Below are 21045 nucleotides of genomic sequence, written 5' to 3'. Positions count from 1 at the left end.
CGGGGCCACGGGCCCCTCCGGCGTGACAAGCGACCTCCCGGTCGGCATTATCCGCTCAACGTCATCGGACCGACCCCCGGTCCCATGTGGTTGAGAATCAGGTGGTCCCTTGGGGGTGCAAAGCGGCACGCCGCAACGGCCGGTACCTCTTCCCCGTGAGGGCTCTCGCCAAGCTCGTCCGAGGCTTCGTGCGTGAGGCCATCCTGCCGGCGTTCGACGCGGGCACGCTGGTGTTGCCGCCCGACGAGGTGGAGCCCGTGCGGCGCGCGCTCTTCGAGACGAGGTGGCACGTCTACGCGAAGGCGCCGTTCGCGGGGGCGCAGCAGGTCTTCGGTTACCTCGGGCGCTACACGCATCGCGTCGGCGTCTCGAACGCCCGCCTCATCCGCTACGACGGCGAGGCGGTGACCTTCGCCACCAAGGACGGGAAGACCTGCACGCAGAACGCGGTGGACTTCCTCGCTCGCCTCCTGCGCCACACCTTGCCCAGGGGCTTCCACAAGATCCGTCATGCTGGCCTCGTCTCCACCAATCACGTCCGCGCCCTCTCCCTCGCGCGCGCACAGGCCGCTCTCGCTGGCGCCTCGACGTCTGCACGTGGGGTGGAGCTCGACGCGCGCCAGAGCCCGCGCACTTGGGTCGAACTCATGCTGGCCCTCCACGGCCGTGACCCATTGCGCTGCCCCCACTGCGACACGCAGCTGCTCGTGCTCCCGTTGTCGACGTCGATGCCGACGCGCGTTGAAGGGATCGACTCGTCATGACCCTCGCTCGCGACGTGCACGTGCGTGCCTCACGCAGCGACAGTCCGTCTGCTGCGGTGGTGGCGCTCGTCCGTCCGGCGATGGCGCCGTGCCGCGCACGTGCGACGGGCGGCGGCGACCCGGTGGATCTCACCTGGCTGCCTCCCCGCACCCGGAAGCGTCTCGTCCCAAGCCCCCGCCGAAGCCTCGTCGCCTCGAGGTGCCCGCCGCGATTGGCCCATAGCCGACCGCTCGCGCCTGGGTGATGCTCCGCGGCTCCGTTCAACGGCGCCTCGGCGAACCGCGCCTCACCCGCGCTGGCCGTCCTGCAGCTTGCGCGGGGCGCGCTTCACCGAATCGCTATTACTTATGCAAACATCTCGGACACTTGCGAAGGCACGTTCATGTCGGCTTCTGTGAAGTGCCACATGAAGTCAAGTGACCGCACGTTGTGTGTGTCGATATTTGCTGTTTGAGTCGTGACCAACCGACGTGAAAACGAGTTCTTTCAGCCTTCTGTCCGCGCTCTGAGTTGCCGCTCGAAGCGGCGGCGCACCGTGGGATTCGAAAAGGGTGGCGGGCACTATCTATGAGTCGGCGCTCGCAATGGGCCAGCAGACATGCCGTGCTCTGCCATCCGTGATTTCACTCGGGTTCTGTCGTTGGAATGCAAGCGGAGTCAGGCCGCCGAAGCGGCCAAAGGTCTTGGGGGCTGCGTGTTCGTGCGCCGAGGCGCGAAGTCGTGCTCGTCACGCCACATCACGAAGAGGACGCCCGCGAGTTTGCGGGCGAGCGCCACGACCGCGATGGCGCGGCCTCTGCGTGCGGTGATGCCGGCCGCCCAGTTGCGCATCGCGAGTGTGTCGTCACTGGTGCTGCGCACGATGCGCCAGGCGGCCTCGACGAGCAGGCTCCGGAGCTCGGTCTGACCGCGTTTGGTGATGTGGCCAAGCTGCCGCTTCTCGCCGCTGCTGCGCTCGGAGGGGACAAGGCCGAGGTACGCGCGGACGGCACGGGCAGACGCAAAGCGGCTGCTGTCGTCCATCGTGGCGTGGAAGGTGATGGCCGTGACCGGCCCGATGCCCGGCACGGTCGTGAGTCGGGCTGCCCGGGGGTGCAGCGCGAGCTGGTCCGCGACACCGCGTTCCGATTGCTTGATGGAAGCGGTGAGCGTGTCGATGAGGTCCAGCAGCGGCGCCATGACCTCCGCGGTCTCCGCGGGTAATTCGAGTTCCTCCAGCCGCGTCCGAAAGGATGCGACACCACCGCTCCGAAGCCGAAACCCTTCTCGCCGCAGAATGGACCGCAACGTGACAATCGTCTGGCTACGCATGCGAACTTGCAGCTTGCGCGCTAGCACCAAGTCGCGCAGGTGACGGCTCGCGTCAGACGTCCGATGGGCCGCCCGGTACGCGCCCAGCTGGCATGCCTCCGCGAGGCACCGTGCGTCGCGTCGGTCGGTCTTCACCTTCCGGCTCCGTGTGGCGTACATCGGCGCGAATCCCGGGTCGGCGACTACCACCTCGTGGCCCACCCGCTCGAGACATCGCGCGACCCACTCGCTCTCCGTCGAGGCCTCCAACAGCACCTTGCCGGGCGCCATCGCGCCGAACGTCTCGATGAGCCGGTCACGAGTCGTCGGGATCCGAAACTCCTGCAGCTCACCGTCCGCTCCCTGGATGCAGACCTGAGTGCTAGCCTTGTGAACGTCGATGCCTATGTGGTCCATCGTAGCGTCTCCTTTCGCGGCTCCGCGTCGCAGCCTTCAGTATGCCGCCGGAGAGGGACGGCGGCGCTTCATCCCATCTATGGGCTGACGTCCCGGAGAACGCTCCTGAGCCGGTCGGCGCCGCGCGTCGCGTGAGACTGGCTCCGTCCTGCTGCAAGCATGAGCCTACGGTCACGCGCGAGCGCGCAAACACGCAACTCGCGCACAGTTCGGCCGAAGACGGCCGGGCATGGCGAAGCACGACGCGCTGTTCAAGAGGATCTTCTCGACCCCCGAGCACGCGGCCGGCGAGCTGCGCACCATACTCCCGGGCTCGCTCGTGACCCAGCTGGACCTCGACAAGCTGGAGGTGGTGGAGGGCAGCTTCGTGTCCAAGGAGCTGCGCCTGCGGCACACCGACCTGCTCTTCCGGGTGCCCTTCCGCAATCCACGCCATGGGCAGCGGTACGCGTACGTCTACGTCCTGCTGGAGCACCAGAGCCGGGCCGATCCGGACATGCCGTTCCGCATCCTCGAGTACGTGGTGCGCATCTGGGCCAAGCTCCGCGCCGACGAGCCGCAGCGGGGGACGCTGCCGCTAGTGGTCCCGCTAGTGGTCCACCACGGCGCCCGCGCGTGGAGCGCGCCCAGGTCCGTGCACGCCATGGTGGAGGGCCTGGCCGAGCACCCTGAGCTGCGGCGCTTCGTGCCCAACCTCGACCTGCTGATCGACGACCTCGCCGTGGCCAGCAACGCGGAGCTGATGGGCCGCCCGCTCGCACCCGTCGCCCGGGTGGCCTCCTGGCTGCTGCGCGATGGCCGCGATGTTCATGCCATCCTCGCCCACTTGGAGTTCTGGGCCGCGCTGCTCACCCTCGTGGCGGAACGGCACCCAGATGAACTCGAAGCGCTGCTGCGCTACATTCTCTTGGCGGCGGGCGAGCAGTCTGTCGAAGATGTCCGCCGCGCCATCCTGATACACGTCCCCACCGCGGAGGGTCCCTTGGCATCAGCCGGTGAACAACTCATTCAGCAAGGCCGCGAGCAGGGCCTACAGCAGGGCCTGCAGCAAGGCCTGCAGCAAGGCATCCAGCGTGGTCGCGAGCAGGGCATCCAGCAAGGCAGGCAGGAGGGCTCTCTGGCTGCCCTGCGGGCCACGTTGCGCAACCTGCTGAGCGTGCGGTTCGGTTCGCTCGACGCTGCGCTCGATGCGCGTGTCGACGCCGCGGCCGGGCCCGAGCTGGAGCAGATGCTCGTTCGCGTGCTGACCGCCGCAAGCGCCGAGGAGGTCCTGGGCGACGGCTGACCCACCCGGTCATCACGCCAGGTTCGAGCGGACGTCGGAGCTACCGCGCGTCGACATTGCGACCTGGAGGCGCGGCGGTAGAGGGCGATGACCTCGGCGTCCTCCACGGGGCCGTTCACGGCGATGTCGACGTCCATGACGGACTCCCTACGCGCCTTCCTTCAGGAACGGCAGCAGCACGGCGAGGAACTCCTCGGGGTGCTCGCGGTGCAGGAAGTGTCCGCCCGGGACCATGGCGACCTCGATGGGACCGGTGAAGCGCCCCTTGCAGCCCTCGAAGTCCTCCGCCTTCATCGCGCCGTCGGTGTGGCCCCCGATGACGAGCGAGGGCATGGGCAGGCGCACGAGGTGCCCGGCGGGCGGCTTGGGCGTGATGAACTTGTAGTAGTCGAGGGCGCGCTGCGTGCCGCCAGGGGCGGAGTAGCTGTTCTTGGCGGCCTCGAACTCGGCGTCGGGCCAGGCGAAGCCGGGGGACCAGCGCTCGTAGAGCACGCGCAGCTCGGCGAAGTCGTTGGCCGCGAAGCGCTTGGCCGCGCCGGGGAGCCGGTGGGTCATGAAGTGGCGCACCTTCCAGACCTTGCCCAGTGACGGCTTGATGGAGGCGGGGTGCGGGATGGCCACGGTGACCAGCTTGCGCACCTTGTCGGAGCCGAGGCCCGCTGCCGAGTAGGCCGCGCTGGCCCCGAAGTCGTGGCCCACGACGATGGCCTGCTGCTCGCCTGCGGCTTCGATGAGCGCGAGGATGTCGCGGCCCAGCGTGTCGCTGGCGTAGTCGCCGTCGGCGGGCGCGGAGCTGGGTGCGATGCCGCGGGTGTAGGGCGCCAGCACGCGGAAGCCGAGCGCTGCGATGCGCGGGCCCACCAGGTCCCAGGTGCGCGCGGTGTCGGGGAAGCCGTGCACCAGCACCACCAGCGGTCCCTCGCCCCAGCTCAGGCAGGCGAAGTCGATGCCGTTGGCGTGCAGGGTGATGGTGTCGGGGTCGGGCGTGTAGGTGCGGGCCATGCGGCAGTGTAGCCCAGGCGCGGTGCCCCGGAGGTTCGTGCGTGGCGTCAGCCCAAGAGCGACGTGGCCACGCCCACGACGGCGGCCCCGAGCGACAGGAGCACGATGCCGATGCAGCCCACGCGCGCGAGCACGGCGTTGCGCTTGAACGCGGGGAACGTCTGGTCGCACAGGCCTTCGTCGGGGAAGGTCTCGCGCCAGTCGGTCATCTTGCGCACCGCGAACAGCTTTCCACCCAGGGTGCGTCGCGAGGCGGACAGCGCGCGCGCGGCTTCGTCGAGCTTGCCGAGGCGCTCGTAGGCGGCGGCACGGTAGAGGCACGCCATCGCGTCGCGGTCGATGCGCAGCGGCACCGCGTCGGCCTCGGCGCCCAGACACGCGAGGGTGCGCGCGTAGTCGCCGCGCCTGAACGCGATGCGCGCTTCGGTGACGCGCACGCTGGTGTGCACGGCCAGCACGTCGGAGTCGCGCGGGCAGGGGGCTAGCCAAGCGTCCGCGCTCTCGAGGTCGCCGGCCTCGCACGCGCGGTTGGCCAGCGAGGCGCGCTGCACGGTGCGCAGCACGGGGTCGCGCAGCGTCTCGAGCGTCATCTCGTCCACGGCGCGTGCGCGCCGCGCTTCCTTCTGGCGCAGGTACATGGTGCGCAGAATGCCCGCGATCCAGAAGAGCTCGGCCTCGGCCTCGAAGCCCCCACCGTCGATGACGCGCTTCTCGGCGGTGCGGTACAGGCCCTCGGCCTCGGCCAGTCGCGAGACGTCCGTGCTGTGCCGCGCCAGGTCACGCAGCGACGCGGGGGGGAAGTTGTAGACGTGGGTGCTGACCATCTGCTCGCGCAGCGCGGCGAAGCGTTCGGCCTCGGTCGCCTGTGGCTTGGCGGGCAACACGCCGCTGCCCGCGAAGGTCTCCGGCCGCTCGTCGCGCGGCTTCACGTCGTGCGTGGCGCGGCAGTAGGTGCAGGTGTAGTGGCCCCCTTCGGGCGCCGACTCGAACGGCGCGCCACAGTGCAGGCAGACCAGCAGACGGAGGGAGTGGCTGGTCGCGTTGGGGATGGTCATGGCGCGCAGGGTACCTCAGCTGGGGCGGCGCAACCGTGGTCCCGCGCCCTTGATCGCGCCCCACACGGCGAGGACGACCACTGCCTCCTCGGTCGCGATGTAGTAGGGGGCGACGACGACGCCGCGCATCAACGCCGACGCAGATCGGCGAGGACGTCGGCCGCGGCGCGTCCGCGACCCTCGCGGACAGACTGCCACGCGGCCGAGATAGCGGCGTCGAGCATCTCACGCTCGCTCGCGTCGAGGGCGTCGCCTTCATCGTCGACGACGAGGTCGAGGACCGTCCCCTCCGGCAGACTCGTCGGTTGGTCTACCAGCAGCCGCCCGTTCTCGACGCGTGCGCGAATCGCTGACATGACCGAATCGTAGCGCGCGTTTTGGGTGGGGTGCCACGACCATCTCGTGGTGAGGCGAAGAACGTATCGTTCACGGGACGCGTGCGAGCGTCCGCCGCGCTTCTGGTTCGAGCGCCAGCTGCCACGAGGTCGGGATCGCGTCGGCTCCGTAGAACCCGCCGGCGATGGCGCCAGTCATGCAGGCAATCGTGTCCGTATCGCCGCCAAGAGAGAGCGCGTTGATGATGGCGCCCTCGAAGGACGCGCTCGTGTGAAGCGCCCAGAGGGCAGACCCCACCGAGCGCGAGGCGAGGACATCGTTCCCGATCTGTCTGGCGACCTCTGCGGGCGTGCTGTCGCGCAACGCACCCACTTGCGCGACCACGCTCACGAGCGACCCAGCATGTCGCGTCGCGGCATCCGTGACAGCGGCGCGCTCTGCCGTGCGTACGGCCGCGTGCGTGGCCACCGCGATGACCACCGCACCGTCCACCGCCTCCGGGTGCGCGTGGGTCACTACGGCGCTCCGGCGCGCCAGCTCCACGACGTGTGCCTCGCTTGCGCCTGCGTGGAGGGCCGCAACAGACGCGACCCGCGCTGCCGCGCCGTTCCCGCGTGAGCCGTCCACCCAGAAGCTCGTCGTGGCCTCTTGCCACGGGACGCGGCCTCGCACGGCGCGAAACACGCTCCGAACGCCCTTGCCGTAGCCTCGCGCCGGCTCGTGGGTGAAGCTCATCAGCCGCACGAAGTGTTCTTGGTCCAGCGCTCCGTCGAACTGCAGCGACTCGAGCAGCGCCAGGGTCATCTCGCCGTCGTCGCTGTGGCCCAGCGTCCCGGGCGCGTCTCGCCGTCGCGCGAACTCCGCGAGGATCCGGGCGGCGTCCGACACCGCCGTCCCCTCGTAGGGCCGGCCCCACGCGTCGCCCACGAGCGCGCCGATCAGGGCGCCACGCGCGCGCTCGGGCGCTGCCGCAGGCGTTGGGGTGTGCATCTCCTGCCTCGAACCGCGGAGTGCGCCCAGAACATTCCGCGTTGCGTCACGAGCGCTCGATCGTCGCCAGCGCCGCTGTGCGCACCACGTCGCGCAGCCACTCGTGTGCCGGGTCGCGGTCGAAGCGGTCGTGCCACCAGATGGAGTGCACCGCGTCGGGCAGCTCCTTGGGGGCGTCGAGGGTGACCACGTCCGTGAAGTCGATCGGCGCGGCCAGCGTGGTGCGCGGCACCGTCGCGACCAGGTCCGTGGCGCGCACGATGGCGGGCAGGGCCAGCAGCGAGGGCAGGGCGGCGCGGATGCCGCTGCGCGCGCCGGAGCCATAGGACAGCCCGGACATACCCGCGGGGACGAACTCGAGCGGGGTGTTGGCCAGGTGCTGGTGGCGGCCGTAGTCGGCGAGCGACACGCGCTTGCGCTTCACCAGCGGGTGCCCCGCGCGCACCAGGCACACGTAGCGCTCCGCCACCAGCTGCTCGCTCCGCAGCTTCTCGCCCACGCTCAGCAGGAACCCCAGCGCCAGGTCCACCACGCCCGCCGCGATGCGCTCGGACAGCCCGCGCATGGTGATGGCCTGCGCCTCGATGCGCACCCCCGGCGCGACCTTGGCGATCACCCGCAGCACCTCGGGCAGGGTGACGGCCAGGTGCAGGTCGGTCATGGCCATGCGGAACACGCGAGTCGAGGTCTTGGGGTCGAAGCGCATGCCCAGCTGCACGGCGTGCTCCACGGCCTGGAGGGCCTCCGACAGCGGCGCCAGCATCGCGTCCGCGCGCGGCGAGCGCTTCATGCCCCGCCCGCTGCGCACCAGGATCGGGTCGTCGAACAGCTCGCGCAGCCGCGCCAGCGTCTGGCTCATGGCGGGCTGCGTGATGCCCACCCGCCGGGCCGCGCGCGTCACGTTGCACTCGCTCAGCAGCGCGTCGAGCGCCACCAGCGAGTTGAGGTTCAGTGCGGAGAGGGCGCTGCGGCTCATGCCGCGAAGTATAAGCACAGCGCATGAGTGCGTGACGAATGCGGATTTCCTGCTGGCCGCGCCGCCCACTACGGTGACGTCATGACCGACGCGTCCTATGCCCAGGGTTGGTACCTGGTGGCCTTCAGCAAGGAGCTGGGCCCGACCGAAGTGAAGCCCGTGCGCTACTTCGGGCAGGAGTTCGTGCTGTACCGCACCGAGGGGGGCGAGCCCGTCCTGCTCGAGGCCTTCTGTCCGCACCTGGGTGCCCACCTGGGCCACGGTGGCAAGGTGGAGGGTGACAGCATCCGCTGCCCCTTCCACGCGTGGAAGTTCGGCAAGTCGGGCGTGTGCACGGAGGTGCCCTATGCCAAGCGCATCCCGCCTCGCGCGGGGGTGAAGGGGCGCCTGCTGCGCGAGCAGAACGGCATGATCCTCGGTTTCTTCGGTCCGGAGGGAGCGGTCCCCGACTACGACATCCCCGTGCTGCCGCAGCTGGACGACCCCGCCTGGAGCGAGCTCCGCACGGACCAGGCCGAGATCAAGACCGAGCCGCGCGAGGTGATCGAGAACATCGCCGACCGCGCGCACTTCCTGCCCGTACACAACACCCGCGTCGACGAGTTCGAGGTCATCATCGACGGGCCGCGCGCCACGCAGCGCACGCTCGGCAAGGGGCGCAACCTGCGCGGCGAGAAGATCGACGTGACGTCCGTCGCCACGTATCACGGCCCGGCCATCCAGTTCACAGACCTGGCCTGGGCCTACCCCATGGTCCTCATCAACGCGCACATCCCCATCGACGAGAGGCGCTTGTTGCTGCGCTTCGGGGTGGCCGTGAAGACCGGGGTGGGCGTGGTGCTGCCCGAAGAGATCATGAGCGCCGTGGTGGCCGCGGCCCGCGACGGGTACTTCCAGGACGTCGCCATCTGGGAGAACAAGAAGTGGCGCGACGCGCCGGTGCTGGCCGACGGTGACGGACCCATCGGCCGCGTGCGCGAGTGGTATCGGGGCTTCTTCGCGGGAGCCGGCGCGTGAGTGACCCACGCATGGACGCGCTGCGCTTTCGGGGGGTGGACCTGTGCGCGCCGGAGTCCCACGACGACCCGTGGGAGCTCTACGACTACCTGCGCGAGCACGACCCCCTCTACTGGGACGAGCACAACGAGCTCTGGTACGTGTTCCGCTACGACGACGTGCTCGCCGTCTCGCGCGACCCGGTGACGTTCTGCTCCACGGAGGGCAACCGCCCGAACCTGCCGGCGGACCCCTCCATGATCCACCAGGACGGGACCGCCCACGCCAAGCAGCGCGGACTGGTAGCCAAGGGCTTCACGCCCCGGGCCATGAAAGAGATCGAGGCCAGCTGTGCCGAGATCGTGGACACGCTGATCGACGCGTTCCTCGAGCGCGGTGCGTTCGATGCCGTCGAGGACCTCGCCGCGCAGCTCCCGGCGCAGCTGGTAGCCACCATGCTCGGCGCGCCGCAAGAGATGACCCCCACGCTGCGCCGCTGGATCGAGGTGATGGTGAGCGGTGGGCAGGGGCCGCAGTACGTGGACGACGCGGTGAACGAAGCCTTCGGCGAGTTCTGTGAGCACCACGAGGTGATGGTGGCGGAGCGCGAGGGCAGCGACGACGACAGCGACCTGTTGCTGCGCTGGATGCACGCCGAGCTGGACGGACAGAAGCTCGAGGAAGACCAGCTGTTGTTCGAGCACGCGCTGATCCTGGCGGGGGGCATCGAGACCACGCGCAACGCCATCGCGGGCGGGCTCGAGATGCTGGCCCAAGATCCGGAAGCCTGGGCCTACCTGCGCGCGCACGTGGACGACGAGCGCGTCATCCAGGCCGCCATCGAGGAGATGACGCGCTGGGTCACGCCCTTCACCAACATGTTCCGCACCGCCACGTGCGACGTGACGCTGCACGGCAAGACCATCCGCGAAGGCCAGATGGTGGGGCTCATGTACCCCGCCGCCAACCGCGACCCGAGCGTGTTCAAGGACCCGCACCGCTTCGACGTGCGGCGCGACCCGCGCGTGGAGAAGCACCTCGCGTTCGGCTTCGGCACGCACTTCTGCTTGGGCGCCAACCTCGCGCGCCTCGAGCTGAGCACCACCCTGGTCGCGCTTCTGCGTAAGATGGAGACGCTGTCCCTCGCGCCGGAAGGGCGGCGGGAGCGCCTGAGCTCCTCGTTCATCCGTGGGCTCGCCCACCTGGACCTCACCTTCACGCGCGCCTAGTCGCGCCCGCACCACCGCCATGACCGAAACGCCCTCCACCGCTGACCGCTACCTGATCGTCTCTACGGACGGTCACGCCGGCCTCTTGCCCGAGAAGTACCGCGACTATCTGGACCCCCAGCACCGTGAGACCTTCGACGCGCAGATCGAGGCGGAGATCGCGGAGCGCGCGGCGCGCGAGAAGGACTTCCTGATCAAGGACTACAACGAGAAGTGGCGCGAGGGGAACGTGGGGCTCTTGGCCGCCGCGTGGGACTCGGACCTGCGCAACCAGGTCATCGACGACGACGGCGTGGCGGCCGAGGTGCTCTTCCCGGATGGCATCACCGAGCGCAACGCGCCGCCGTTCGGGGCGGGCCTGGGCCTCAAGCCCTGGGGGGTCTCGCCCGAGCTGCAGTGGGCGGGTGCGCGCGCGCACAACCGCTGGATGGTGGAGTTCTGCCAGGCGGCGCCCACGCGGCGCATCGGCCTCGCCATCGTGCCCGCGCTGTACGATGTGGACGCGGCCGTGCGCGAGGTGGTCTGGGCGCACGAGCGCGGCCTGCGCGGCATCCTGATCCCGGCGCTGATGGGCGACTACCCGGCCTACAACCACCCGCGCTACCACCCGCTGTGGCGCACGTGTGCCGAGCGCGGGATGGTGGTGCACACGCACTCGGGCCCCGCGCCGGACTACGACTTCTCGCTGCCCGGCGCCATGGGCGTGTTCCTGTGCGAGTTCGCGTGGTGGGCCGCGCGCCCACTTTGGCACCTGATCTTCGGCGGGGCCTTCGAGCTGTTCCCAGACCTCAAGTTCTGCCTCACGGAGGTGAGCGAGTTCTGGGTGCCGTCCATGCTGGAGATGATGGACGTGCGTGCGTCGGTGAAGCACACGAGCGGCAAGCTCGGCGACTTCCGCTCCAACCTCACGCTCAAACCCAGCGAGTACTGGCGGCGCAACTGCTGGCTCAGCGCGTCGGCGCTGTTCGACGAGGGCAGCACGGCGGTGCGGCACCAGATCGGCATGGAGAGCGTCATGTGGGGCACGGACTTCCCGCACCCCGAGGGCAGCTGGCCGCACACCAAAGAGAAGATGAAGCAGTACATGACGGGCATCCCGGAGGCCGAGCTCACGCAGATGCTCGGCACCAACGCGCTCGCCTGCTACGGCCTCGACCCCGCGCCGCTGTACACGCTTGCCGCGCGCATCGGACCCGAGAAGGCGCTCTTCGTGGGCGACCCGCAGTAGGAGCAACGCATGGCCCGTCTACGCTACGTCCAAGACCTCTCCCCGGCGCCCGGCGCGGCCAAGCCGGCCGCCACGCAGACCATGCACACCGTGCAGTCCATCCGTGCGCTGTACGAGACCGAGCCCGAGATCGCCGCGGCGTTGCTGCCCAAGCCGCTGGTGGCCGCCGCGCGCCCCGAGATCTTCGTGCAGTTCGCCAACATCGCGATGCACCTCTCGCCGGAGCGCACGGTGCGGCTGGGGGCGGCCACGGTCGGCGTCGCCTGCACGCACGAGGGCGCGCCGGGCTTCTACGTGCTGGCCATGCCCATGGAGGGCGAGTTCGTGGTCATCGGTGGGCGCGAGAAGTTCGGCGAGCCGAAGAAGATCGCCAGCACGGCGTTCGAGCTGAGCGACGAGCGGGTGATGGGCAGCGTCACGCGGCACGGCGTGTCTTTCCTCGAGCTGCGCGGCCGGCTGGGCGCGCCCTCGGACACGCCCAAGCAGTTCACCGAGCACTTCTTCTGCTTCAAGGCGCTGCCCACCTGCATGCCCGAGCAGAACCCCAACGGCGGGTTCGACGGAGAGGTGCTGCTCACGCGCCTGAACTGGGAGCGCAACTACACGTCGGTGCGCCACGTGGAGGACGGCGAGGTCATCCTGCGCGAGTCCGCGCACGACCCGCTGGTGGACGTGCCGGTCAAGCGCCTGGTTCGCATGGAGTTCGCCGAGGGGGCCACCAAGACGGGCGGCGAGGTGCTGCGCACGGTGCCCGGCGAGTGGCTCGCGCCGTTCATCGCGCAGCGTTACGACGTGCCCCAGGCGGGCGTCGAGATCCCGCTCGCGAGCGAGTCCCGCGGCGCGGAAGGAGCGAGCGCCCATGTCTGAGGCCAGCGCGCAGGACGACTACTTCCAGGGCAAGGTCGCCGTGGTGACCGGCGGCGCGAGCGGCGTGGGCCGCTGCATCGTCACGCAGCTGGCCCAGCACGGCGCCAAGGTGGTGCTGGCCGACATCGACGCCGAGAACATCGCGAAGGTGTGCGCCGAGCTGCGCGCGCAGGGCCTCGACGTGGACGGCATGCAGGCCAACGTCATCAAGGCCGAGTCCATGGAGGCGCTGGCAGCGGCGGTGTTCGCCAAGTACGGCAACGTGCACCTGCTGTTCAACAACGCAGGGGTGGGCGTGAAGGAGGCCGCGAAGCCTCTCTGGACCATCGCCGAGCAGGACTGGCAGTGGGCCTACGCGGTGAACGTGATGGGCGTGGTGAACGGCATCCGCGCGTTCGTGCCCACCATGCTGGAGCGCGGCGAGCCGGGGCACGTCATCAACACGTCGTCGGGCAACGGGGGCATCACCTCGCTGCCCACCACGCCGGTCTACGCGTCGTCCAAGGCGGCCCTCACCAGCCTGACCGAGGTGCTGCACGCGCAGTTCCTGAAGGCCGAGGCCCAGCTGCAGGCGCACGTGCTGTTCCCCGGGCCCTTCCTCGTGAACACCAACATCCTCAACTCGGACCGCGCGCGCACGGACGAGTACCGCGTGGCCGGGCAGGCCCCCGCGGCCTACGTGGACATGGCCGCGCTGGCCAAGAGCGCCGGGCTGGACTTCAAGCTGACCGAGCCCGAGGAGGTGGCCGAGATGGCGCTCGAGGGGGTGCGCAAGGGGCAGTTCTGGATCCTGTCCAAGCTGGGCAGCAGCGACGACAAGCTGCGCGCCCGCACCGAGAACATCCTCGCGCGCGAGAACCCACCGCTCGGCTGAGGCGAGACCCATGAAGGCAGGCTGAGATGAGCGCGAGCGAGTACGACTACATCGTGGTGGGGGCCGGCTCGGCGGGCTGCTGCGTGGCCAACCGTCTGTCTGCGGACCCGAGCGCGCGCGTGCTGCTGCTGGAGGCGGGCGGCAAGGACAACAACCCGCTCATCAAGATGGGCCTCGGCTTCAGCCGGCTGATGTACGACAAGCGCGTCAGCAACGTGTACGAGACGGCGCCCGAGCCGCACCTCGACGGCCGGCGCGTGCACATCGTGCGGGGGCGCGTGCTGGGGGGCTGCAGCTCCATCAACGGCATGGTCTACATGCGCGGGCAGCGCGAGGACTACGACGACTGGGCCGGGCTGCCGGGCTGCGCTGGCTGGAGCTACGCCGAGCTGCTGCCGTACTTCAAGCGCTCCGAGCACTTCGAGCCCGGGCCGGCGGGGGACTTCCACGCGCACGGGGGAGAGCTGAACGTCACGTACCCCTCGTGGGAGTACGCCATCACGGACGCGTTCATCGAGGCGGCCGTGAGCACGGGTATCCCGCGCAACGACGACCTGAACGGGGCGGTCCAAGAGGGCATCGGGCTGATGCAGCTCAACCAGAAGCACCGGCAGCGCTGGAGCTCGGCCGACGCGTTCTTGAGCAAGGCCGTGAAGGCGCGCCCGAACCTGCGCATCACGCTGCACGCCACCACCAAGCGGGTGTTGCTGGAGGGCAAGCGGGCGGTGGGGGTGGAGTACCTCGACAAGCAGGGCCGTGCGCAGGTGGTCAAAGCCAAACGCGAGGTCATCCTGGCGGCCGGGGCCTACAACACACCGCCGCTGCTGGAGCTCTCGGGCGTGGGTGACCCCGACGTGCTGCGCGCGCTGGGCGTGCCCGTGCAGCACGCGCTGCCCGGTGTGGGCGCGAACCTGCAGGACCACTACCAGGCTTGGATGCAGATGGGCGTGCGCAACGCGCACACGCTCTCGGACGACGGCAAGATGCCGCGGCTCTTGTGGACGGTGCTGCGCTACCTCTTCACCAAGACCGGGCCGCTGACGTTTCCGGCCTGCAACGTGGGCGCGTTCATCCCCAACCAGGACGCGCACCTGAATGGTGGCCGGCCGATGTTCCAGATCCACTTCTCGCCCGGCGCCGGCAGCCAAGACGAGGACGGCAACATGGTGGCGGCGCCCGTGCCCGGGGTCAACGCCACCATCACGTATCTGCGGCCGACGGCGCGCGGCAGCGTCCATGCGAGCGGTCTGGACCCGAAGGCGTTTCCCATCATCCAGCACAACTACCTGGGCACGGCGCACGACCGCGCGCTGGCGCTCGAGGCGTTCAAGCTGCTGCGCGGCATCTACGCGGCGCCCGTGTTCCAGCCGCACGCCACGAGCGAGATCCTCCCCGGCGCGCACGTGCAGACCGACGAGGAGATCCTCGCGTACTGGAAGCAGGAGGGTATGAGCGTGTACCACCCCGTGGGCAGCGCGAAGATGGGCGCCGCGAGCGACGAGCTGGCCGTGGTGGACGAGCAGCTGCGCGTGCACGGGCTCACGGGGCTGCGCGTGGTGGACGCGTCGATCTTCCCGCTCGTGCCCTCCGGCAACACGCACGCGCCCACCGTGGCGATGGCGGAGCGCGCCTGCGACCTCATCCTGGGCAAGCCGCTGCTGGCTGCTGCGGATGTGGCGCCTGTGACGGCCCGCGTGGCGTCCGCCGAGCACGGAGCGGTGTTGTGAGCGGGGCGTCCGTAGCGCACACGGGTGACGCAGCCAGCGCTCCGGCTGGTGCACGCCAGAGCACACGAGACGGACGGGCGGCGTACGGCCTCGACGACATGCACGACCTGCTCGCGCTCCAGCGCGAGGCATATCTGACGCAGGGGGCCGTCTCCCTCGAGACGCGCGTGGACCGCCTCGACCGCGCGCTGCGCCTCGTGCACGGCCACCAGGACCGCATCATCGCCGCGCTGAACGACGACTTCGGCTGTCGCTCGCCGCACCAGTCGCAGATGTCGGACATCTACGCGACCATGGAGGCGCTCAAGCACGCCAAGAAGCACGTGGGCCGCTGGATGGCCCCCGAGAAGCGCAAGATCGCGTTCCCCCTGAACCTCTTCGGCGCGCGCGGGCACGTGCACTACCAGCCCAAGGGCGTGGTGGGCATCCTCGGCACCTGGAACTTCGCCGTGAACACCGTGTTCGGGCCGCTCGCGGGCGTACTCGCGGCGGGCAACCGCGCGATGCTCAAGTTCTCCGAGGTAGCCCCCGCCACGGCAGCCCTGATGGAGAGCCTCGTGGCGAGCACCTTCGACCCTAGCGAGGTCGGCTGCGTCACCGGTGGGCCGGAGGTGGGCGCGGCCTTCTCGGCGCTGCCGCTCGACCACCTGGTGTTCACGGGCTCGGCCGCCATCGGCAAGCAGGTCATGCGGGCCGCGGCCGAGCATCTCACGCCCGTGACACTCGAGCTGGGCGGCAAGTCCCCCGCCGTCGTCGCGCCCGACTACGACCTGGCCGAGGCCGCGGCGCGGATCATGACGGGCAAGTCGCTCAACGTGGGCCAGGCCTGCCTCGCGCCGGACTACGTCTTCGTGCCCGCGGCTCAGCTCGAGGCCTTCGCGCAGCACGCGGCGGAGTTCACGGCGGGGATGTACCCCACCATCCTCGCCAACCGCGACTTCACCAGCATCGTCGATGCGCGGCACCTCGCGCGCCTGCAGCGCTACCTGGACGAAGCGCGCACAGCTGGCGTCGACGTGCGTGCCATCAACCCCGCGGGCGAGGACCTGAGCACGCAGAAGGGCACGCACAAGCTCCCCTTCACGCTGGTGGTGGACCCACCCGAGGAGCTCGCGCTCATGCGCGAAGAGCTGTTCGGGCCCATCCTCATCCTCAAGCCGTACGACGCGCTGCGCGACTGCACGCGTTACGTCGCGACACACCCGCGGCCGCTCGGGCTCTACGTGTTCACGCACGACGAGCGCGTGGTGCAGGACGTGCTCGCGCACACCATCTCGGGCGGCGTGGTGGTCAACGACGTGATGGTGCACGCCAGCGCCGAGGACCTGCCCTTCGGTGGCACGGGACCCTCGGGCATGGGGCACTACCATGGGCAGGACGGCTTCAAGGCGTTCAGTCACGCGCGCCCCGTGTACCGCCAGACCAAGCTGCCGCTGCAGCGCCTGGGGGGCATGCTGCCGCCCTTCGGCGAGCGCGCCGAGAAGCAGCTGAAGAAGATGACGAGCCTGTGAGCGGAGCGCGACGCTGACATGAGCGACAAGAAGCTCCGCATCATCCAGTGGTACACGGGCGAGATCGCCCGCCATCAGATCCGCACCGTGGCAGCGTCGCCGCACATGGAGCTGGTGGGCGCGTTCGTGCACCACGAGGCGAAGGTGGGCCTCGACGCGGGGGAGGTCGCGGGCATCGCGCCGCTCGGCGTGCGCTGCACCAACGACATGGACGCCCTGCTGGCGCTCGACGCGGACTGCGTGCTCTACAACCCGCCCACCGAGCGCTACGGCGAGATCGTCCCCATCTTGGCCAGCGGCAAGAACGTTGTCAGCATCATCGCGGGCTGGAACCCCAAGGGGCGCTCGGTGTACCCCGCCATCGTCGCCGCCTGTGAGCAGGGGCAGAGCTCGCTCTACGGCACGGGCCTCAACCCCGGGCTCAGCTACGAGCTGGCGCTGCTGGGCTCGTCCATCTGCACGCAGGTGGACTCCATTTACATCAAGACGTGCGAGCCGCAGGACACGCTGAGCCCGGTGTTCCTCGAGATGTTCGGCTTCGGCAAGACCGAGGCCGAGCTGGCCGGCAGCGAGGGGGCCTACCGCATCTTCGCGCGCAGCCTGCAGGAGGTCACCACGCTGCTGTGCGAAGAGCTCGGCCTGCCGCACGACGGGGTGGGCTTCACCTACGAGTTCGAGCCGGCGCTGCGCGACTACAGCGAGAAGCTGCGCGTCGCCAAGGGCACCATGGCGGGGCTCCTGGTGAAGGCGTCCACTACGCGCCAGGGTGCGCCCGTGGCCACCATCGAGCTGCGCTTCCTGTTGGGCAAGGAGTACGTGCGCCCCGAGTGGCTCGCGGGTGGACCCAGCCAGGGGTGGATCGAGGTCGACGTGCGCGGCACCCCGGGCAGCCGGCTCACGCACGAGGTCCACGGGGCGAGCGACCTGCTCGGGACGTGGGCCACCGGCACGAAGGCCATCAACGCGGTGCCCTTCGTGTGCCGCGCCAAGCCAGGGCTTCTCTCGCCCACCGACCTCCCGCTGTCGCGCATGCTACGAGGGGGCTCATGAGCGACATGCGCCCGACGCCGACTCACCCGCTGCTCCCCTCGCTCCCGCCGCTCCCCCCGTGGGCACGCGCGCTCATGGACGACCCGGGCTACGAACTGCTGGGGAAGCCATCCAACCAAGCGCAGAACTGGATGCACGCAAACCCCACCGGCGAGCGCATCCACACGAACTACTACGTGCACAGGCCCACGCTCGCCCTGCGCGCCGTCACCCACTTCGGCCGCGAGGCCGAGGGCCGTCCGGGCGTGGCTCACGGCGGAGCCATCGCCACCGTCCTCGACGACGTCTCCGGCACCACGGGCTGGCTCAGCGGGAAGCCCGTGGTGTCGCTCAACCTGAACATCGACTACCGCGCGTTCGTGCCCACCGGCGCCTGGCTGCTGGTCGAGGGCCGCGTGACCGACGTGCAGGGCCGCAAGGTGTGGGTGACGTGCAGAGTGACCACACCCGGCAACGATGGCGCCGGTGAGTCGACGCAACACGCCGAGGCGAACGGGCTGTTTCTGCAGGTGTGATCCCGACCGTGGGTGGAGTTGGCCTGGTCTGCGAAGCACCCGTGCGTTGAAGCGCAGAGCTGTTCATGGTGGCGCTACCGGACGTGGCGACGACGCACGCGGTGACCCTTTCCAAGCTTCGGCTTCGTCTCTCGGCCTTCCAAGCCCAGGACTTCAACGAACCCGTCTCGTCGTTGCCCCTCCAGCCAGGCCTTGGCGTCGGCCTCGTTGACGAGCGGAAACTGAAGCGCGGTCAGCAGGAGAGTGTCCCACGACACGTCTCCACGCTCCGACAACAACGACTCGAGAGCGGCCAATGCACGTTCCAGATGCCGCCTCCGCGTACGGTCCTCGTGGGTCACCTTCGGGCTCATGACATCCGCGGAGAACATCTCGCCCTGTCCGCTCCGATGCTGCCGCTTCTCCTGCTTGAGGACAGTGCGGACCTCCTTCTGCTTTAGGAGCCCGCGTGCCTCCACCTCGCGGAATGTTAGAAGACCCATGTGGCTTCGCGTCGCGTAGACGAGCCGAAAATGCTCTCGGTCTTCGTCTCGCTTGAATATGGGTGTGCTCACGCAGTGTTCGTACGCTCCAGCGGACGCTACTCGGCGACAGTACGCAGCGACAAGCTGGTCGTCGCGCTCCTCTCCGGCAGCGTCTCTCCATTCCTCGCGGCAGTCGAGGTCGCCGAAGAGATCAGCGATCGACGCCGACGAGGAAGCGTCCTCGATGTGTGCGAAACGTCGAATGAACTCCAGCATGAAGTTGATCAGGACTTCCCCTGGACGTACTTGGAGTAGGGGAACGATCTTGCGCATCGAGAAGCCCGTCCATCCCGTTGGGTCGATGAAGATGAACGTGAAAGGTTCAACTCCTCCCTGCGCGAATCTCACCGCGGCAGGCAGCGCTTCCTCGAACGTCCCCTTCGCAATCTCGACCATAGCAGTTGGGAACCGCTGCGCGAGCCTTTGCAGCTGGTCGACCCCTTCCTGCGTCTTCGAGACGAAGAACGCGCGCACTTCGATGCGGACGCCCGTGCGCAAGAGTGACGCTCGGACGTCAAGCAAGGTACGGAGAGCGATGGCCGGGGACGTGTCGTCCAGCGATTCCAGCTGTGACTCCCACGGTCCCGCGAACGCGTCCACGTAGTTGATCGTCATGGCCCGACGCGGCGCTTGCGCGACCTTGTAGGCGAGCCGCTGAAGGTATGTCCTCAGGATCTGATGCTTTGCCGCGCTTTGCTCGCGGTCCTTGTATGGTTCGTCCATCCCCCCTCCTCTTGGCGGATATCCTGCTCCTACTCGAGTACGCGTAGCTCGCGTGCAGCCTGACGGTCGCGTCGCGCAGCGGGTCGCTCAAAACGTGGAAACTCGTCCCACGTTCGACCACCGAGCTGTCGGCCCGCCTTGCTCTTCTGTACGCCGCCCCACTGCTTGAAGAAGAACGGGACGCGCTGCGCCTGGCACTGTCGCTGAATTGACTCGACCCACTCTGGGCTCATCGGTCGCGCCCCCGGACCGCTCTCGCCGCCGACAATGACCCAATGGATGCCTGTGAGGTCGAGCCGACCGAGATCCTCGAGCAGCGGCTCCACCGAGAGGAACCGCACGGCAGCGGGGACTGCTCTGAGCACGTCGATCCTTGGTACACCGTAGCGCCGGTCCTCCACGCTCACTCCGAGCCAGATGTGGTTCTGGTGCACCAAGGACATCGGGAGCCGTGCCGTGACGTCGTGCAGGCGCTCAGCCCGCTTGGTCAGCACCTGGTAGGTGTGCCAGGACGCGGCGTTCATTGTCTCGAACACAGCGCGGATGAAGTCGTCGTCGACCCCGACCTGGAACAGGTCGCTCATGGAGTTCACGAAAATGCGCCGCGGTCGCTTCCAACGCAGCGGTTCCGTCAGCTTCTCGGGGACCAAGCGTAGGTCGAAACCTTGTCCGTACGGATGGTTCGGAATGCCGCGCCACCGTTCAGCGAAAGTCTCCGCGTAGCAGTGCTTGCAGCCTGGAGACACCTTGGTGCAGCCACGCACGGGGTTCCATGTCGCATCGGTCCACTCGATAGCGCTACCGTCACTCATACCTGAACAGATGCATAGCATCCGCAGATCAGTGGGTCTACGTCGAAAGGAGCCTGCTATGACGCCGCATCCACGATGATCGGGTTCACTCTGAAGAAGCTCATCGGCGCGCTCCTGATGCCGATCCCGCTCGCGCTCCTCGCGCTGTGCGCTGCGCTGCTGCTCTGGCGCAAGCGTCCGCGCGTGGCGCGTGGGCTGGTGGGGGGCGCGACCGTGTGGCTCGCCCTGCTCAGCTGGCAGCCGGTCGCCGACACCTTGCTCGCGCCCTTCGAGGACGACTACCCCATGTTCGACGTGGCGCAGCCGGTCGGCGCGGTGGTGGTGCTCGGGGGCTGCCACGTGACCGACCCGGACATGCCGCCCGCGTCGCAGCTGTGCTCGTCGTCGCTCTACCGGCTCACCGAAGGGCTGCGCATCATCGCCGCGAACCCCGGCGCACAGCTGATCGTCTCGGGCTACAGCGGGCCCGACGAGCGCTCCCACGCCGTCGTGCTGCGCGAGGTGGCGCTGGGCATGGGCGTCCCGGCCGAGCACATCCGCGCCTTCCCCGAGCCGCGCGACACCGCCGAGGAGGCCGCGGCCATCGCGCCCGTGGTGGGTGACCGCCCGTTCGCGTTGGTGAGCGAGGCCTCGCACCTGCCGCGCGCCATGCGCTTCTTCGAGGGGCACGGCCTGCACCCCATCGCAGCCCCGGCCGTGCGCATGAGCCGCGACGACTCCACTTGGGGCGTGGAGGGTATGGCCGAGGTCAAAAGTGAGCGCGCCTTCTACGAGGGACTCGGCCAGCTCTGGCAGTGGCTCCGCGGCTGAGGAGCGCCAGGCCGCCGCTCAGCGCGTGTCCGCCTGCCCTACAGGTCCCACGCCGCAACGCGG

General features: G+C 69.2%; 20 protein-coding genes. 12 read left to right on the top strand and 8 right to left on the bottom strand.

Annotated elements, in window-relative coordinates:
• The first annotated feature begins 155 nt into the window (after positions 1-155).
• Complete coding sequence (locus H6726_17435; protein ID MCB9659431.1) at positions 156-764, top strand: transposase; 609 nt, start codon at positions 156-158, stop codon at positions 762-764.
• Positions 765-1422: 658 nt separating this feature from the next.
• On the opposite strand, the gene H6726_17430 is transcribed toward H6726_17435, so the two are convergent.
• A complete protein-coding gene (locus H6726_17430) occupies positions 1423-2472 on the bottom strand; it encodes an IS110 family transposase (protein MCB9659430.1) in 1050 nt (349 codons plus the stop codon).
• Between the two features lie 229 nt (positions 2473-2701).
• On the opposite strand from H6726_17430, the gene H6726_17425 reads away from it, so the two are divergent.
• Positions 2702-3757 (top strand): Rpn family recombination-promoting nuclease/putative transposase, encoded by a 1056-nt coding sequence (locus H6726_17425; GenBank protein ID MCB9659429.1) that lies wholly within the window; start codon positions 2702-2704, stop codon positions 3755-3757.
• A 147-nt stretch (positions 3758-3904) separates the two neighbouring features.
• On the opposite strand, the gene H6726_17420 is transcribed toward H6726_17425, so the two are convergent.
• From H6726_17420 to H6726_17400, 5 genes are all read right to left on the bottom strand, one after another.
• Entirely contained in the window at positions 3905-4759 is an 855-nt protein-coding gene (locus tag H6726_17420; GenBank protein MCB9659428.1) for an alpha/beta hydrolase, read from the bottom strand.
• 47 nt (positions 4760-4806) lie between these two features.
• Positions 4807-5814, bottom strand: a complete 1008-nt coding sequence (locus tag H6726_17415) for a hypothetical protein (GenBank protein MCB9659427.1) — start codon at positions 5812-5814, stop codon at positions 4807-4809.
• Positions 5815-5942: 128 nt separating this feature from the next.
• Complete coding sequence (locus H6726_17410) at positions 5943-6170, bottom strand: hypothetical protein (GenBank protein MCB9659426.1); 228 nt, start codon at positions 6168-6170, stop codon at positions 5943-5945.
• A 70-nt stretch (positions 6171-6240) separates the two neighbouring features.
• On the bottom strand, positions 6241-7140 hold the full coding sequence (locus tag H6726_17405) for an ADP-ribosylglycohydrolase family protein (GenBank protein ID MCB9659425.1): 900 nt from the start codon (positions 7138-7140) through the stop codon (positions 6241-6243).
• Between the two features lie 46 nt (positions 7141-7186).
• Positions 7187-8116: a LysR family transcriptional regulator gene (locus H6726_17400; protein ID MCB9659424.1), complete on the bottom strand. Its 930-nt coding sequence runs from the start codon at positions 8114-8116 to the stop codon at positions 7187-7189.
• A gap of 81 nt (positions 8117-8197) precedes the next feature.
• Here H6726_17400 and H6726_17395 point away from each other — a divergent pair, with 81 nt between their 5' ends.
• The 9 genes from H6726_17395 to H6726_17355 all read left to right on the top strand — a co-directional run bounded on the left by H6726_17395 (position 8198) and on the right by H6726_17355 (position 18113).
• A complete protein-coding gene (locus H6726_17395) occupies positions 8198-9133 on the top strand; it encodes a Rieske 2Fe-2S domain-containing protein (GenBank protein ID MCB9659423.1) in 936 nt (311 codons plus the stop codon).
• On the top strand, positions 9130-10341 hold the full coding sequence (locus H6726_17390; protein MCB9659422.1) for a cytochrome P450: 1212 nt from the start codon (positions 9130-9132) through the stop codon (positions 10339-10341). The genes H6726_17395 and H6726_17390 overlap by 4 nt, the downstream gene beginning before the upstream one ends.
• Before the next feature lie 19 nt (positions 10342-10360).
• Positions 10361-11569, top strand: coding sequence for an amidohydrolase (locus H6726_17385; GenBank protein ID MCB9659421.1), 1209 nt, complete (start codon positions 10361-10363; stop codon positions 11567-11569).
• A 9-nt stretch (positions 11570-11578) separates the two neighbouring features.
• Positions 11579-12436: an acetoacetate decarboxylase family protein gene (locus H6726_17380; protein MCB9659420.1), complete on the top strand. Its 858-nt coding sequence runs from the start codon at positions 11579-11581 to the stop codon at positions 12434-12436.
• Positions 12429-13310 (top strand): SDR family NAD(P)-dependent oxidoreductase, encoded by an 882-nt coding sequence (locus H6726_17375; protein ID MCB9659419.1) that lies wholly within the window; start codon positions 12429-12431, stop codon positions 13308-13310. Before H6726_17380 ends, H6726_17375 begins: the two co-directional genes overlap by 8 nt.
• Positions 13311-13336: 26 nt before the next feature.
• Positions 13337-15037: a GMC family oxidoreductase N-terminal domain-containing protein gene (locus H6726_17370; protein ID MCB9659418.1), complete on the top strand. Its 1701-nt coding sequence runs from the start codon at positions 13337-13339 to the stop codon at positions 15035-15037.
• Positions 15038-15135: 98 nt separating this feature from the next.
• Positions 15136-16548: a coniferyl aldehyde dehydrogenase gene (locus H6726_17365; GenBank protein ID MCB9659417.1), complete on the top strand. Its 1413-nt coding sequence runs from the start codon at positions 15136-15138 to the stop codon at positions 16546-16548.
• A gap of 18 nt (positions 16549-16566) precedes the next feature.
• The gene (locus H6726_17360) at positions 16567-17598 is read left to right on the top strand and encodes a hypothetical protein (GenBank protein MCB9659416.1); all 1032 of its coding nucleotides are present in this window, start codon (positions 16567-16569) and stop codon (positions 17596-17598) included.
• Entirely contained in the window at positions 17595-18113 is a 519-nt protein-coding gene (locus tag H6726_17355; GenBank protein ID MCB9659415.1) for a PaaI family thioesterase, read from the top strand. The genes H6726_17360 and H6726_17355 overlap by 4 nt, the downstream gene beginning before the upstream one ends.
• Before the next feature lie 74 nt (positions 18114-18187).
• Here the strand turns inward: H6726_17355 and tcmP are convergent, their stop codons facing one another.
• Positions 18188-19360, bottom strand: coding sequence for a three-Cys-motif partner protein TcmP (tcmP, locus tag H6726_17350; GenBank protein MCB9659414.1), 1173 nt, complete (start codon positions 19358-19360; stop codon positions 18188-18190).
• A gap of 29 nt (positions 19361-19389) precedes the next feature.
• The gene (locus H6726_17345) at positions 19390-20172 is read right to left on the bottom strand and encodes a phage Gp37/Gp68 family protein (GenBank protein MCB9659413.1); all 783 of its coding nucleotides are present in this window, start codon (positions 20170-20172) and stop codon (positions 19390-19392) included.
• 75 nt (positions 20173-20247) lie between these two features.
• Here H6726_17345 and elyC point away from each other — a divergent pair, with 75 nt between their 5' ends.
• On the top strand, positions 20248-20982 hold the full coding sequence (gene elyC, locus H6726_17340) for an envelope biogenesis factor ElyC (protein ID MCB9659412.1): 735 nt from the start codon (positions 20248-20250) through the stop codon (positions 20980-20982).
• Positions 20983-21045 lie beyond the last annotated feature (63 nt).

This window comes from Sandaracinaceae bacterium (assembly GCA_020633055.1).
GTDB lineage: Bacteria > Myxococcota_A > Polyangia > Polyangiales > Houyiibacteriaceae > JADJJE01.
The sequence above is the reverse complement of the archived record's forward strand: the minus strand, read 5'-3'. Positions and strand labels throughout refer to the sequence as shown.

What these genes read in the sequence shown, in the direction of transcription:
- H6726_17430 (MCB9659430.1), bottom strand. Translation starts at nt 2,472, where the DNA reads ATGGACCACATAGGCATCGACGTTCACAAGGCTAGCACTCAGGTCTGC.
- H6726_17425 (MCB9659429.1), top strand. Translation starts at nt 2,702, where the DNA reads ATGGCGAAGCACGACGCGCTGTTCAAGAGGATCTTCTCGACCCCCGAG.
- H6726_17420 (MCB9659428.1), bottom strand. Translation starts at nt 4,759, where the DNA reads ATGGCCCGCACCTACACGCCCGACCCCGACACCATCACCCTGCACGCC.
- H6726_17415 (MCB9659427.1), bottom strand. Translation starts at nt 5,814, where the DNA reads ATGACCATCCCCAACGCGACCAGCCACTCCCTCCGTCTGCTGGTCTGC.
- H6726_17410 (MCB9659426.1), bottom strand. Translation starts at nt 6,170, where the DNA reads ATGTCAGCGATTCGCGCACGCGTCGAGAACGGGCGGCTGCTGGTAGAC.
- H6726_17405 (MCB9659425.1), bottom strand. Translation starts at nt 7,140, where the DNA reads ATGCACACCCCAACGCCTGCGGCAGCGCCCGAGCGCGCGCGTGGCGCC.
- H6726_17400 (MCB9659424.1), bottom strand. Translation starts at nt 8,116, where the DNA reads ATGAGCCGCAGCGCCCTCTCCGCACTGAACCTCAACTCGCTGGTGGCG.
- H6726_17395 (MCB9659423.1), top strand. Translation starts at nt 8,198, where the DNA reads ATGACCGACGCGTCCTATGCCCAGGGTTGGTACCTGGTGGCCTTCAGC.
- H6726_17385 (MCB9659421.1), top strand. Translation starts at nt 10,361, where the DNA reads ATGACCGAAACGCCCTCCACCGCTGACCGCTACCTGATCGTCTCTACG.
- H6726_17380 (MCB9659420.1), top strand. Translation starts at nt 11,579, where the DNA reads ATGGCCCGTCTACGCTACGTCCAAGACCTCTCCCCGGCGCCCGGCGCG.
- H6726_17375 (MCB9659419.1), top strand. Translation starts at nt 12,429, where the DNA reads ATGTCTGAGGCCAGCGCGCAGGACGACTACTTCCAGGGCAAGGTCGCC.
- H6726_17370 (MCB9659418.1), top strand. Translation starts at nt 13,337, where the DNA reads ATGAGCGCGAGCGAGTACGACTACATCGTGGTGGGGGCCGGCTCGGCG.
- H6726_17365 (MCB9659417.1), top strand. Translation starts at nt 15,136, where the DNA reads ATGCACGACCTGCTCGCGCTCCAGCGCGAGGCATATCTGACGCAGGGG.
- H6726_17360 (MCB9659416.1), top strand. Translation starts at nt 16,567, where the DNA reads ATGAGCGACAAGAAGCTCCGCATCATCCAGTGGTACACGGGCGAGATC.
- H6726_17355 (MCB9659415.1), top strand. Translation starts at nt 17,595, where the DNA reads ATGAGCGACATGCGCCCGACGCCGACTCACCCGCTGCTCCCCTCGCTC.
- tcmP (MCB9659414.1), bottom strand. Translation starts at nt 19,360, where the DNA reads ATGGACGAACCATACAAGGACCGCGAGCAAAGCGCGGCAAAGCATCAG.
- H6726_17345 (MCB9659413.1), bottom strand. Translation starts at nt 20,172, where the DNA reads ATGAGTGACGGTAGCGCTATCGAGTGGACCGATGCGACATGGAACCCC.
- elyC (MCB9659412.1), top strand. Translation starts at nt 20,248, where the DNA reads ATGATCGGGTTCACTCTGAAGAAGCTCATCGGCGCGCTCCTGATGCCG.